Origin of the sequence: Streptomyces silaceus (genome assembly GCF_001419745.1) — a bacterium.
GTDB lineage: Bacteria > Actinomycetota > Actinomycetes > Streptomycetales > Streptomycetaceae > Streptomyces > Streptomyces silaceus.
The window spans coordinates 1-13,578 of sequence record NZ_LIRJ01000141.1; the positions used below are offsets into that span (position 1 = coordinate 1).

Sequence of the window (13,578 nt, forward strand, 5' to 3'; positions counted from 1 at the left end):
GGTCCGGGGGCCGCGTTGCTCGCCGTCAGCGAGGTTCTGAGGCCCTGAGGCCCTGAGGTCCAGAAATCCTGAGGTCCTTGAGGCTCTCGACGCCCTCGATGCAAACAAAGTGTTCACAATGGAGCGTTGACATCGCATCGTGTGGTCGCCCATGCTGTGCACATGCCCACGAACCCCGAGCAGTCCCCGGTGCCCGACGCCTCCGCCGACCCCTTCACGCAGCCGCACCCGGAGCAGGCCCGCGCCCAGCGGGTCTACGCCTCGCTGATGCGCATCGCCGAGCGGCACGGCGCCGACGGCGCGCAGCGCGCGCGGCAGGTCCACCCCTCCGTCCTCGGCCCGCACGAGGCGGTGCGGCTCGTGTCGTTCCTGCTCAGCGGCGCCGCGAAGCCCGTCGACGGCGAGGCCGAGGTGGACCACGCCGACATCACCGCCGCGCTCACGCTGCTGCCGCTGGTCCGCGGCGAGTTGGACGAGCTGGAGACCGGGCTCCTCCAGATGGCGCGCGGGCGCGGCATGACGTGGCCGGAGGTCGCCTTCGGCCTCGGGCTCGGCACCCCGCAGGCGGCCCGCCAGCGGTACGAGCGGCTGGTGTCACGGACGGCGGCCGAGGGGGGGTAGCCAGGGGGAAAATGCCTGGCGGCGGGTGCAGTGCGTCGCCACCATGGGGTCATGATCCCCACCGCGCCCCCGGCCACCGGCGTCCGTACCCCCTGGCAGCGGCTCCCCGCCCGTGTGCGGGCCGCGCTGGAGGACGAGCTCGGCGCGCCCGTGGTCCACGCGGTGACGCAGAGCGGCGGATTCTCGCCGGGGGTCGCCGCCCGGGTGCGGCTCGACGACGGGCGGCGCGCCTTCGTCAAGGCCGTCGGTGCCGAGGCCAACCCCGCCAGCCCCGGCCTGCACCGCGCCGAGGCCCGCAACGCCGCCGCCCTGCCGGACTCCGTGCCCGCGCCCCGGCTCCTCGCCTCCTACGACGACGGCGCCTGGGTGGCGCTCGCCTTCGAGGACGTCGACGGACGGCAGCCCGAAGTGCCGTGGCGGGCGGCGGAGTTCGACCGGGTGCTGGACGCCGTGGGGGAGCTCGCGCGGGCCGTGACGCCCGCGCCCTTCGACGCCCCCTCCGTCGTGGACACGGAGGCGGAGAGCTTCCGGGGGTGGGAGCGGCTGGCCGAGGAGGGCGCCGAGGACGACGCGCGGCTCGACCCCTGGGCCCGCCGCCATCTGCGGTCCCTCGCCGAACTGGCCTGCGCCTGGCCCCGGTTCGCGGCCGGCGACACCCTCGCCCACGGCGACCTGCGCGCCGACAACATGCTCCTGACCGCCGAGGGCCGCGTCGTCTTCGTCGACTGGCCGCACGCCGTGCGCGCCGCCCCCTGGTTCGACCTGCTCGTCATGCTGCCGTGCGTGCGGGCGCAGGGCGGGCCCGACCCGGAGGCGGTCTTCACCGCCCACCCGGTGGCCCGCGGCGCCGACCCGCGGGGCGTGACCGCCACCCTCGCGGCCCTCGCCGGATACTTCGTACGGGGATCGCTGCAGCCCGATCCGCCGGGCCTGCCGACCCTGCGCGCCTTCCAGGGCGCCCAGGGCGCGGCGGCCCTCGACTGGCTCAGGACGCGGCTCGGACCAGCGCTGCCATGACGCGCGTGTCCTTGCCCATCTCCGGGTGCCACTGCACGCCGAGGACCCAGCCGGGGCCGGGCAGTTCGACGGCCTCGACGGTGCCGTCCTCCGCGTGCGCCGACACCACGAGGTCCCGGCCCAGGCGGTCCACCGCCTGGTGGTGGTAGGTCGGCACGTCCGTGGACGCGTCCGGCACGATCGACGCGTAGAGCGTGCCGGGCACCGGCTTCACCGGGTGCGTGCCGAACGCGCCGACCCGCTCCGTGTGCCCGTCCAGGTGCTGGACCAGCGTCCCGCCGAGCGCCACGTTCAGGAGCTGCATGCCCCGGCAGATGCCGAGCAGCGGTGTGCCGGACGCCAGTGCGGCCTCGATCAGGGCGAGTTCCCAGGCGTCCCGCTCCCGCGCGGGCGGCCCGGTGCGCTCCTCGCGCTCCGCGCCGTACCGCACGGGCTCCACGTCCGGCCCGCCCGCGACGACCACGGCGTCGAGCCGGGCCACGACCGCGGCGGCGTACGCGGGATCGTCCGGCGGCAGCATGGAGGCGAGGCCGCCCGCCGCCTGGACGAGCCGGGGATAGCCGGCGGGCAGCAGGGCCGCGGGCAGCTCCCACACGCCCCAGCTCACCTTCGACTCCAGATAGGTGCTGACACCGATCAGCGGCCTGCCGCTCACTGCGTTCTCCTTCACCGTGGTGATCAGTTGCGTTCCAACTCTGCCTCGGCCGCCGCGAGCGCCGCGAACTCCTCCTCCGGCGCGCGGGCGACCAGGTGCTTGCGGCTGTACAGACCGAAGTACGCGATGGCCACCACGTACACCGCGAGGGCGATGAGCGCCGCCGTCACGTCCACCAGGAACGTCGCGACCAGCGCGGCACAGGCCAGGACGAGGGCCACGGACGACGTCAGGACGCCGCCGGGCGTGCGGTAGGGCCGCTCAAGGCCGGGCTCGCGGCGGCGCAGCACGATGTGCGACAGGGACATCAGGGCGTAGGAGATGGTCGCGCCGAACACCGCGACGTTCAGCATGCGGGCGCCGTCCCCGGTCGCCGCGGCCAGCGCGAAGCCGATGGCGCCCGGCACCAGCAGACCGAGGTAGGGGGCCTTGCGGCTGCTGGTGAGCGACAGGAAGCGCGGCAGGTAGCCGGCCCGGGAGAGCGCGAAGAGCTGGCGCGAGCCCGCGTAGATGAGGGAGAAGAAGGAGGCCACCAGGCCCGCGAGCCCCGCGTAGTTGACGATCCGGCTGAGCGTCGTCGCCTTGCCGCCCGGCTGCAGCGCCTCCACCAGCGGGTTGCCCGCGTCCTGGATCGCGTTCGCGCCGCGCGCGCCGGCCGAGGCGAAGAAGGTGAGGAGCGCGAGGACGACGAGGATCGCCATCGACCAGCGGATCGCGCGCGGCAGCGTGCGCGCCGGCTCCTTGGTCTCCTCGGCGGCCAGCGGCACGCCCTCGACCCCGAGGAAGAACCACATGCCGAACGGGAACGCCGCCCAGATGCCCAGCAGGCCCATCGGCAGCCAGGAGTTGGCGCCGAACGCGTCCGCGTCCACCGGGATGTCGTTGAGCCCGGAGGCGTCGAAGTCCATGAACGCGCCGACCGCGAAGATCAGCAGCGCCGTCACCGCGATGCCCGTCACCACGAAGCTGAAGCGCAGCGCCTCGCCGACGCCCCACAGGTGGATGCCGATGAAGACCACGAAGCAGGCGAGGTAGACCGGCCAGCCCGAGGTCAGCCCGAACAGGCCGAGCGACTCGACGTAGTCGCCGATGAAGATGGAGATCGCGGCGGGCGCCAGGATGTACTCGATGAGGATGGCCGTGCCGGTCAGGAAGCCGCCCCAGGGGCCGAGCGCCCGGCGCGCGAAGCCGTAGCCGCCGCCCGCGGTGGGCAGGACGGACGACAGCTCGGCCAGCGAGAAGACCATGCACGCGTACATCACGCCCATGAGCACCATGGCGATCGCGAGGCCGCCGAAGCCGCCCTCGGCCAGGCCGAAGTTCCAGCCCGAGTAGTCGCCGGAGACGACGTAGGCGACGCCGAGCCCGGTGAGCAGCAGCCAGCCCGCGCTGCCGCGGCGCAGCGTTCTGCGCTCCAAATAGTCGTCGGCCGGCTCGGCGGCGCTCGGCTTGCTGGACTCCACGGTCATGGCACGGCTCCTATGCGGCGGCGCGAGGCTTGCTGGCTCATTGGAACGGATCCATACCTTTGCGGTGCGGGGTGCGGGAAAGCAAGACCCGTGCGTTACGTGATGGTTAACCACTCCGCCCAGAGCGGCACTTCTCCGGTCAAGAAGCCCCGTGGCGCGGGTGCGGGGCGCCCCGCGGCTCAGGTCAGGAAGCCCCGCAGCAGCGCCGCCGTGCCCCCGCAGTGCTCCCGCATCATCTCGCGCGCGCCGTCCGCGTCCCCGTCGAGCACGGCCTCCACCAGCGCGCTGTGCTGGCGCTGCGAGTGCTCCAGGTTCCGCACGAGCAGCGGGATGCAGTCGAGCAGGTCGTTGACGGTGGCGCGGACCGCCGCGTACTGCGCCGTGAGCGTCGGCGAGCCGGACAGCTCGGCGAGCGTGAGGTGCAGCAGCGTGTCCAGGCGGCGGTACTCCGCGAGGGGCGCGTCGTGGGTCCGCGCGAGCGCCGTGCGCAGCCGGTCCGCCTGCTCGTCCGTCAGCCCGTGGGACGCGCACAGCCCGGCCGCGCCGACCTCCAGGACCTCGCGGAAGCGCAGCGCGTCCTCGACGTCGACGTCCTTGATGCGCCGGCGCAGCTCGTCCTCGCCGGGCGCCTCGGGGCGCGGCCGTACGAACGTGCCGCCGTAGCGCCCGCGCCGCGACTCGACCAGGCCCTGGTCCTGCAGCACCTTCAGGACCTCGCGCAGCGTCACCCGGCTGATCCCGAGCAGGTCGGCCAACTCCCGCTCCGACGGCAGGCGTTCGCCGCCGGGCACCAGGCCGAGGCGGACGACCTGGAGGATCTGCTCCAGGGCCTCCTCGAAGCCGTTCCCCGCCCGCACCGGGCGCAGCACCGCCGTCAGGCGCTCCTCCCGCGGCGCGGACGCCGCCGTGCCCTCTTCCGTGTGCGACATGCCCGTACCCCCTTCCCAAGCAATGGTTCTCCGCAATACCTTATGGCTCCCGGCTGACCCAAGGAGGCTTTTCCCGTGGCAGACCGCACACCCCCGCTCGCCGTCGAGGAGCTGAAGGCCCTCGTCGCGAGCGGCGAGATCGACACTGTCGTCCTGGCCTTCCCCGACATGCAAGGGCGGCTCCAGGGCAAGCGGTTCGCCGCCCGCTTCTTCCTCGACGAGGTCCTCGAACACGGCACGGAGGGCTGCAACTACCTCCTCGCCGTCGACGCGGACATGAACACCGTCGACGGCTACGCGATGTCCTCCTGGGACCGCGGCTACGGCGACTTCGCCATGCACGCCGACCTCGCCACCCTGCGCCGGGTCCCCTGGAACGAGGGCACCGCGATGCTGATCGCGGACCTCGCCTGGAACGACGGCTCGCCCGTCGTCGCCGCGCCCCGGCAGATCCTGCGCCGCCAGCTGGACCGGCTCGCCGAGCTCGGCTACACCGCGCACGTCGGCACGGAGCTGGAGTTCATCGTCTTCAAGGACACCTACGAACAGGCCTGGGACGCCGGATACAAGGACCTCACCCCGGCCAACCAGTACAACATCGACTACTCCGTCCTCGGCACCGGCCGCATCGAGCCGCTGCTGCGCCGCATCCGCAACGACATGGCGGCCGCCGGGCTCGTCGTCGAGTCGGCCAAGGGCGAGTGCAACCCGGGCCAGCACGAGATCGTCTTCCGCTACGACGAGGCCCTCGTCACCTGCGACCAGCACGCCATCTACAAGACCGGCGCCAAGGAGATCGCCGCGCAGGAAGGTGTCTCGCTCACCTTCATGGCCAAGTACAACGAGCGCGAGGGCAACTCCTGTCACATCCACCTCTCGCTCCAGGACGCCGACGGCACCAACGTCATGGCGGGCTCCGCCGACGACCCCGGCGGCATGTCGCCCGTCATGCGGCACTTCCTCGCGGGCCAGCTCGCCGCCCTGCGTGACTTCTCCCTCCTCTACGCGCCGAACATCAACTCCTATAAGCGCTTCCAGCAGGGCTCCTTCGCGCCGACCGCCGCCGCCTGGGGCTACGACAACCGCACCTGCGCGCTGCGCGTGGTCGGACACGGCCGCTCCCTGCGCTTCGAGAACCGGCTGCCCGGCGGCGACGTGAACCCGCACCTCGCGGTCGCCGGACTGATCGCCGCCGGCCTCCACGGCATGGAGCAGAAGCTCGAACTGCCCGACGAGTGCACCGGCAACGCCTACACCGCGGGCCACGAACACGTCCCCACCACCCTGCGCGAGGCCGCCGAGCTCTGGGAGAACAGCCCCATCGCCAAGGCCGCCTTCGGCGACGAGGTGGTCGCGCACTACCGCAACATGGCGCGGGTCGAGCTGGACGCCTTCGACTCCGCGGTGACCGACTGGGAGCTCCGCCGCTCCTTCGAACGCATGTGAGGCCCTTCTTGTCGTACGAGCACGCGCAGGCGCACCCGCACGCGCACGAGCACCAGGTACTGAACCCGGCGACCGAAGAGGTCGTCGCGACCGTCCCCGCCACCACCGTCCAGGGCGTCGACGCGGCCGTCGCCCGCGCCGCCGCCGCGCAGGTGACGTGGGCCGCCGCGGCCCCCGCCGACCGCGCCCGCCTGCTGCGCCGCTTCGCCGACCAGGTCGACGAACACCTGGAAGAGCTGGCCCAGTTGGAGGTCCGCGAGGCCGGTCACCTCATCGGCAACGCCCGCTGGGAGGCCGGCAACGCCCGCGACCTCCTGGAGTACGCGGCCGGGGGAGTGGAGCGCCTCAATGGCCGTCAGATCCCGGTCCCCGGTGGCCTGGACGTCACGATCCTCGAACCCCTCGGGGTCGTCGGCGTCATCGCCCCCTGGAACTTCCCCATGCCGATCGCGGCCTGGGGCACCGCACCTGCCCTCGCGGCCGGCAACGCGGTCCTCCTCAAGCCGGCCGAGACCACCCCGCTCACCGCGCTCCGACTCGCCGAACTCGCCCTGGCCGCGGGCCTTCCCGAGGGCCTCTTCCAGGTCCTGCCCGGCGCGGGCGACGTGGCCGGCGACGCGCTGGTCGAGCACCCCGGCGTAGCGAAGATCGTCTTCACCGGCTCCACCCGCGTCGGCAAGCGGATCATGGCCAAGTGCGCCGACCGCGTGAAGCGCCTGACCCTCGAACTCGGCGGCAAGAGCCCCAACATCGTCTTCGCCGACGCCGACATCGAGGCGGCGGCCGCCGCCACCCCCATGTCGTACCTCGACAACTCCGGCCAGGACTGCTGCGCCCGCACCCGCGTCCTCGTGCAGCGCTCGGTCTACGACCGGTTCGTCGAGCTCGTGACGCCCGCGGTCGAGTCGGTCGTCGTCGGCGACCCGGCCGACGAGAAGACGCAGATGGGCCCGCTGATCTCCAGGGCACAGCTGGAGCGCGTGCGGTCGTACGTCCCCGCGGGCGCGGGGATCCACGGATCGGCGCCCGAGGGCCCCGGCTTCTGGTTCCCGCCGACGCTGCTCACCGACGTCGGCCCGGACGCGCCCGTCGCCGTCGAGGAGGTCTTCGGACCGGTCGCCGTCGTCCTGCCCTTCGAGGACGAGGCCGACGCGATCCGGCTCGCCAACGCCACCGAGTACGGCCTGTCCGGCTCGATCTGGACGCGTGACGTCGGCCGGGCACTGCGCGTCTCGGGGGGCGTGCGGGCCGGGAACCTCTCCGTCAACTCGCACTCCAGCGTGCGCTATTGGACCCCCTTCGGCGGCTACGGGCAGTCCGGACTCGGCCGTGAGCTCGGCCCGGACGCCCTGACCGCCTTCACGGAAACCAAGAACGTCTTCATCAGCACGGAAAGCACGGAGGCCTGAAGCACCATGACCGAAGAGAACATCTGCCGCCGTCTCGTGGGCCGCACCGCCGTCATCACCGGCGCCGGCAGCGGCATCGGCCTCGCCACCGCGCGCCGCCTCGCCTCCGAGGGCGCCCGCGTCGTCTGCGGCGACATCGACGAGACCGCGGGCAAGGCCGCCGCCGAGGAGGTCGGCGGGATCTTCGTGAAGGTCGACGTGACCGACGCCGAGCAGGTCGAGGCGCTCTTCAAGACCGCCTTCGACACCTACGGCTCCGTCGACATCGCCTTCAACAACGCGGGCATCTCGCCGCCCGGCGACGACTCCATCCTGGACACCGGCCTGGAGGCCTGGAAGCGGGTCCAGGAGGTCAACCTGACCTCCGTGTACCTGTGCTGCAAGGCCGCCCTCCCCTACATGCGGCGCCAGGGCAAGGGCTCGATCATCAACACCGCCTCCTTCGTGGCCCGCATGGGCGCGGCGACCTCGCAGATCTCGTACACCGCCTCCAAGGGCGGCGTCCTCGCCATGTCCCGCGAGCTGGGCGTGCAGTTCGCCCGCGAGGGCATCCGCGTCAACGCCCTCTGCCCGGGGCCCGTCAACACCCCGCTGCTCCAGGAGCTGTTCGCCAAGGACCCCGAGCGCGCCGCGCGCCGCCTCGTGCACATCCCCGTGGGCCGCTTCGCCGAGGCCGAGGAGATGGCCGCCGCCGTCGCGTTCCTCGCCAGCGACGACTCCTCGTTCGTGAACGCCACGGACTTCCTCGTCGACGGCGGACTCACCGGGGCGTACGTCACCCCGCTCTAGCCCCCTCGTAGTTCACCCAGCAGCCACCCACCCGTCAGCCGGGCGTCGCGCGACGCCCGGCTGACCTGCGTAGACACGGAGTGTGTTCGTGAACTTCAAGCGCCGCGCCACCGCGGCCGCAGCCGTGCTCGCCGTCGCCTCGGCCGGTCTCGTCGCCGTCCAGGCCACCGCGGAAGCCACCCAGCCCCGGCCCCAGGCCCACGCCCGGCCTCAGGCCTGCCCCGACCTCACCGTCTCCGCGGGCTGGTACGGCCACAACAAGGCCCGGCTCCAGCAGATGATCGACCGTTACGGCGACTGCGGGCCGCACCACCGCCGCGGCGGCGCGAGGCCCGTGGCCACCTTCGACTGGGACAACACCGTCATCAAGAACGACGTCGGTGACGCCACCATGTTCTGGCTGCTGCGCAACGGACGGATACGCACACCCGAGAAGGGCGACTGGCACACCACCAGCCGCTATCTGACCGACCCGGCGGCCAAGGCCCTCGCGAAGGCCTGCCCGGCGAGCGGGACCACGCTGCCCACCCACCGCGACACCGCCTGCGCCGACGAGATCCTCTCCGTCTACGGCGAGGGCACCACGACCACCGGCACGGCCGCCTTCGCCGGCTTCGACCACCGCCGCATGGAACCCCAGTACGCCTGGCTCGCCCAGCTCACCCGCGGCTGGTCCACCCACCAGGTCAAGCGGTTCGCGGCCGCCGCCCGCAAGGAGAACCTCGCCGCGCCCGTCGGCACGGAACAGCGCGTCGGATCGGGCAGGGTCACCGGCTGGGTCCGCTACTACGACCAGCAGCGCGACCTGATCCGCACGCTCAAGAAGGCCGGGTTCGACGTGTACGTCGTCTCCGCCTCGCCCGAGCCCGTCGCCGAGGTCTGGGCCGAGGGCGTCGGCATCGACGCCCGCCACACGCTCGGCATCCGCAACGTCACCGCGCACGGCAGGCACACCGCGCACCTCAAGGGCTGCGGCACCGTCGCGGACGGCGACGACTCGATGATCACGTACATCGACGGCAAGCGCTGCTGGATCAACAAGGAGATCTACGGCGTGCGGGGCGCCGCCGCCGAGAAGGTCCAACCCGCCCACAAGCGCCAGGTGTTCGCGGCGGGCGACTCCGACACGGACATCTCCTTCCTGCGCGACGCGACCGCCCTCAGGCTCGTCCTGAACCGCAACAAGAACGAACTGATGTGCCGCGCCTACGAGAACGGCGACGGCCGCTGGCTGGTCAACCCCATGTTCATCGAGCCCAAGGGCAAGAAGGCCGACGCCTACCCGTGCGCCACCACCGGCTACACCGAACGCGACGGCCGCCAGGGCCCGGTGCGCCGATCGGACGGCTCGGTCGTCCCCGATCAGCGGGACACGGTGTACGGGGCGTCGCGGGCATCGTCAGCGCCGTAGGACTGATGTACGGTCCACTCACATGCGTAAGAGAAACATTGTGGCGCTGACCCTGGCCACGGCCGCCTCGCTGGCGGCGGCCGTGCCCACGGCTCTCCCCGCGGCCGCCGCCACGGCCGCGCACTCCGCGAACTCCCGTACCGGGGGCGGCGACTGCCCGCAGCTGTCGAAGAAGCTGAGCTGGTACGGCGAGAACCGCGCCAAGCTCCAGCGGACCATCGACGAGCGCGGCACCTGCGCCAACCCGGACCTCGGGCACGGCAGGAGCAAGCGCCCGGTCGCCGCGTTCGACTGGGACAACACCATCACCAAGAACGACGTGACCGACGCGACCATCGCCTGGTCGCTGCGGCACGACAAGATCCTGCGGCCAAAGAGCTGGAAGTCCACCAGCGCGTGGATGACCGACGAGGCCGACCGCGCCCTCACCAAGGCGTGCGGCACGAAGGTCCCCGTCGGCAAGCCGCTGCCCACGTCCACCAACACCGCCTGCGCCGACGAGATCTTCGAGGTCCGCGAGGACGGAAAGACGATGAGCGGCGCCGCCGCCTTCGCGGGTCAGTGGGACCACCGGCACACCGTCCCGCAGTACGCCTGGGTGCCGCAGCTCTTCGCCGGGCACACCGTCCGCGAGCTGGAGTCGTACGCGGCCAAGGCCCGCAAGGAGGCCCTCGCGGCCCCCATCGGCGCCACGCAGACCGTCGGCACGCACGAGATCCCCGGCTACGTCCGCTACTACGACCAGCAGCGCGACCTGATCCGTACGCTCAAGAAGGCCGGCTTCGACGTCTACATCGTCTCCGCGGGCTCCGAGCCGGTCACCGAGGTCTGGTCGAAGGGCGTGGGAATCGACCGGAAGCACACCATCGCCATCCGCTCCGTCCTCGACCGCAAGGGCCGCATCACCACCTGGAACCAGGGCTGCGGCGGCGTCCCCGTGAACAAGGGCGAGGCCATCCCGTACATCGACGGCAAGCGCTGCTGGATCAACCAGGAGATCTACGGGATCAAGGGCAAGGCGGCCTGGGACAAGCAGGACTTCAGGCACCGCATCGCCCTCGGCGGCGGCGACGCCGACACCGATGTGACGTTCGTCGGCGACGCGACCGGCGCGCACCTCGTGCTGAACCGCAACAAGAGCGAGTTCATGTGCCGCGCGTACGACAACGCCGACGGCCGCTGGGTCGTGAACCCCATGTTCATCGAGCCGCTGCCGCGGAAGAGCGGCACCTACCCGTGCGCGAGCGCCGCGTACAACGAGCACGACGGGAGCAAGGGCCCGGTGCTGCGCGAGGACGGCTCGGTGGTGCCCGACCAGCTGGACTCGGTGTACTGACCCGCGCACCAGGTCCTAGAGTGCCGGGATGAGCATGACACCGCCGCCCGGCTGGTACCCGGACCCCCACCAGCCCTCCGTCGAGCGCTGGTGGGACGGGACCGCCTGGACCGAGCACCGCCGGACGCCCGAGGCGCCCCAAGCGGCCACGGCACAGCAGGGGTTCGGGCCCGTCGACCCGGCGGCGACCGCGGTGATGTCCCCGGCGGCGGCGGGCGGCGGACGCGCGAAGGTCATCGCGCTGACCGTCGCTGCGGTGGTCCTCGTCGGCGCGATCGTCACCGGCGCCTTCGCCCTCACCGAGGACTCCGGCGACCCGGAGGGCGGCGGCCCCGCGCCGACCGCGCCCGCCAAGACCGGCGCGGAGCCGTCGGCCACGGAGAAGAAGTCGCAGTCCCCGACCGCCGACGCCGACCCGAACACCCTCGTCGACGACCTCAACGGCATCACGCTCCCCGTGCCCGAGGGCTGGGAGAAGGACGTCGACACCATCGGCGGCGGCGCGACCGTCCAGACCCCGGACATCGTCGACTGCCCCGGCGACTCCGGGCTGTGCCGCGAGGGAACCGTCACCTCGGGCACCGTGACCGGCACGGACGAGACCGACCCCAAGGCCCTCGCCCTGGACGACATCAAGGACGCCGCGGACGCCGCGTACGACAAGGACGCGCTCGACCGGCAGCCGTACGGCGGGATCACGCGCCACGAGAAGGTCAAGGAGGGCCAGGTCGCGGTCGCGGGCCGCTCCGGCTACTTCGTGCGCTGGCGCGTGCACACCGCGAAGGGCGACGGCGGCTACGTCCAGTCGCTCGCGTTCGCGTCGAGCGTCGGGTCGGAGTCGATGGTCATGGTCCGCTTCACCGTCGGCGCGGGCAAGGGCGCGCCGGACGTCTCCGTCATGGACGAGATCACCGACGGGATCCGGTCGGTCGACGACAGCGCGACGGGCGGGGGCGTGGGGAACACCGTGGGCCCCACGCCGTAGCCACGACGGATCCCCGGGCAGGCGGCGCGCCGCTCCGGGCAGGCGCGCCGCTCCATGAGGGCGCCGCTACAGGAAGGTGTGCCCTTCCCCTCGATACGTCGGCACGCTCGCCGTCACCTCGTCGCCCGCCACCAGGTGCAGCGTCTCGAACCGCTCGCACAGCTCACCGGCCTTGGCGTGCCGGAACCACACCTTGTCGCCGATCAGCAGATCGTCCGCCGGGGGACCGTGCAGCGGCGTCTGCACCTCGCCGGCGCCCTCCTGCGGGTCGTACCGCAGCCCCTCGGGCAGATACGGCTGCGGCGAGCGGTCGGGGCCCGCGACACCGGAGGCGGGATAGCCGCCGCCGAGCACCGTCACGATGCCCACGCCGGGGCGCCGCACCACGGGCTGCGCGAACAGCGCGGCCGGACGCCCGCTGAACGACGTGTAGTTGTCGAAGAGCCGCGGCACGAAGAGCCCCGACCCCGCGGCGATCTCGGTCACCGCGCGCTCGGCCGCCGTGTGCTGCACGCTGCCGGTCCCGCCGCCGTTCACGAACTCCAGGTCCGGCGCGACCGCCCGCACCGCGGCGATCGTCTCCCCGCGGCGCGCGGCCAGCTCCTTGCGGGCGGCACTCTGCATCATCCGGATCGCCCGCGACCGCGCCGGATGCCCCTCGACGGCGTCCCCGACCCCGGCCACATGCCCCTCGTACGCCATGACGCCCACGAGCCGGTACCCGGGCCGCCGGGCGATGGCGCGGGCCAGCGAGGCGACCTGCACGGGGGAGTGCAGCGGAGAGCGGAGCGCGCCGACGCGCACCCGCCCGCCGAGCACCTTGAAGGAGGTGTCCAGCTCCAGGCAGACCCGTACCTCCTCGCTGCCGCCGTCCCGCGCCTCGTCGATCAGGCGCAGCTGGGCCGGGTCGTCGACCATCACGGTCACCGACGCGGCGAGCTTCGGGTCGGCGGTCAGCTCGGCGAAGGCGGCGCGGTCCGCGGAGGGGTAGGCGAGCAGCACGTCCTCGAACCCGGAGCGGGCCAGCCAGATCGACTCGGCGAGCGTGAACGACATGATCCCGGCGAAGCCGTCGCGGGCCAGCACCCGTTCGAGCAGCGCCCGGCAGCGCACGGACTTGCTCGCGACCCGGATCGGCTTGCCCGCGGCCCGGCGCACGAGGTCGTCGGCGTTGGCGTCGAAGGCGTCCAGATCGACGATCGCGACAGGCGCGTCGAGGTGTGCGGTGGCCCGGTCGTAGCGGGCTCGGTCTGCGGAGCGGGCTGTCATGGCCGAAGCCTGCCAGACACGATTACCCGAGGGTAGGGGGATGATCCGGGCAGATCGCCCGGGGGCCCGCACTGAGTTCCCGTGCGACCTGCGTCTGCCCGTAGAGTGACGCGCACGGAGCCCGGCCGAGTGACACGCGCGGAGCCTCGCCGAACCGAGCGCTCCGGCCGGCCGAGCGCGAGGAAACGGGGGAGCATGAGCACGGAGGCGCCTCGCAGCCCCATTCCGCCGCGCCCCGGCAC

Annotated in this window: 12 protein-coding genes; 8 read left to right on the top strand and 4 right to left on the bottom strand. The window is 72.6% G+C overall.

From position 1 onward, the window contains the following. Positions 1 to 162: 162 nt before the first annotated feature. Positions 163 to 621 carry a hypothetical protein gene (locus AOK22_RS15160; protein ID WP_055699183.1) on the top strand — a complete coding sequence of 153 codons (459 nt, stop codon included), beginning with the start codon at positions 163 to 165 and terminating at the stop codon, positions 619 to 621. Positions 622 to 672: 51 nt separating this feature from the next. After that, positions 673 to 1,638, top strand: a complete 966-nt coding sequence (locus AOK22_RS15165; RefSeq protein WP_055699174.1) for an aminoglycoside phosphotransferase family protein — start codon at positions 673 to 675, stop codon at positions 1,636 to 1,638. On the opposite strand, the gene AOK22_RS15170 is transcribed toward AOK22_RS15165, so the two are convergent. The 3 genes from AOK22_RS15170 to AOK22_RS15180 all read right to left on the bottom strand — a co-directional run bounded on the left by AOK22_RS15170 (position 1,607) and on the right by AOK22_RS15180 (position 4,691). Next, on the bottom strand, positions 1,607 to 2,293 hold the full coding sequence (locus AOK22_RS15170) for a gamma-glutamyl-gamma-aminobutyrate hydrolase family protein (RefSeq protein ID WP_055699175.1): 687 nt from the start codon (positions 2,291 to 2,293) through the stop codon (positions 1,607 to 1,609). The genes AOK22_RS15165 and AOK22_RS15170 overlap by 32 nt on opposite strands. Positions 2,294 to 2,316: 23 nt before the next feature. After that, positions 2,317 to 3,762: an ethanolamine permease gene (gene eat / locus AOK22_RS15175; protein WP_055699176.1), complete on the bottom strand. Its 1,446-nt coding sequence runs from the start codon at positions 3,760 to 3,762 to the stop codon at positions 2,317 to 2,319. Positions 3,763 to 3,941: 179 nt separating this feature from the next. Continuing rightward, positions 3,942 to 4,691 (bottom strand): FadR/GntR family transcriptional regulator, encoded by a 750-nt coding sequence (locus AOK22_RS15180; RefSeq protein WP_055699177.1) that lies wholly within the window; start codon positions 4,689 to 4,691, stop codon positions 3,942 to 3,944. A gap of 75 nt (positions 4,692 to 4,766) precedes the next feature. On the opposite strand from AOK22_RS15180, the gene AOK22_RS15185 reads away from it, so the two are divergent. From AOK22_RS15185 to AOK22_RS15210, 6 genes are all read left to right on the top strand, one after another. Further along, positions 4,767 to 6,137 carry a glutamine synthetase family protein gene (locus AOK22_RS15185; RefSeq protein ID WP_055699178.1) on the top strand — a complete coding sequence of 457 codons (1,371 nt, stop codon included), beginning with the start codon at positions 4,767 to 4,769 and terminating at the stop codon, positions 6,135 to 6,137. A gap of 8 nt (positions 6,138 to 6,145) precedes the next feature. Further along, positions 6,146 to 7,546 (top strand): aldehyde dehydrogenase family protein, encoded by a 1,401-nt coding sequence (locus AOK22_RS15190; RefSeq protein WP_055699184.1) that lies wholly within the window; start codon positions 6,146 to 6,148, stop codon positions 7,544 to 7,546. A 6-nt stretch (positions 7,547 to 7,552) separates the two neighbouring features. Then, complete coding sequence (locus AOK22_RS15195) at positions 7,553 to 8,335, top strand: 3-oxoacyl-ACP reductase (protein ID WP_055699179.1); 783 nt, start codon at positions 7,553 to 7,555, stop codon at positions 8,333 to 8,335. 88 nt (positions 8,336 to 8,423) lie between these two features. Next, entirely contained in the window at positions 8,424 to 9,746 is a 1,323-nt protein-coding gene (locus AOK22_RS15200; protein ID WP_055699185.1) for a haloacid dehalogenase-like hydrolase, read from the top strand. Between the two features lie 22 nt (positions 9,747 to 9,768). Next, entirely contained in the window at positions 9,769 to 11,082 is a 1,314-nt protein-coding gene (locus tag AOK22_RS15205; RefSeq protein WP_055699180.1) for an HAD family hydrolase, read from the top strand. Positions 11,083 to 11,110: 28 nt separating this feature from the next. Then, positions 11,111 to 12,067, top strand: coding sequence for a DUF2510 domain-containing protein (locus tag AOK22_RS15210; protein ID WP_055699181.1), 957 nt, complete (start codon positions 11,111 to 11,113; stop codon positions 12,065 to 12,067). A 66-nt stretch (positions 12,068 to 12,133) separates the two neighbouring features. Here AOK22_RS15210 and AOK22_RS15215 read toward each other — a convergent pair whose 3' ends face one another. Further along, positions 12,134 to 13,336: an amino acid deaminase/aldolase gene (locus AOK22_RS15215; RefSeq protein WP_055699182.1), complete on the bottom strand. Its 1,203-nt coding sequence runs from the start codon at positions 13,334 to 13,336 to the stop codon at positions 12,134 to 12,136. Positions 13,337 to 13,578 lie beyond the last annotated feature (242 nt).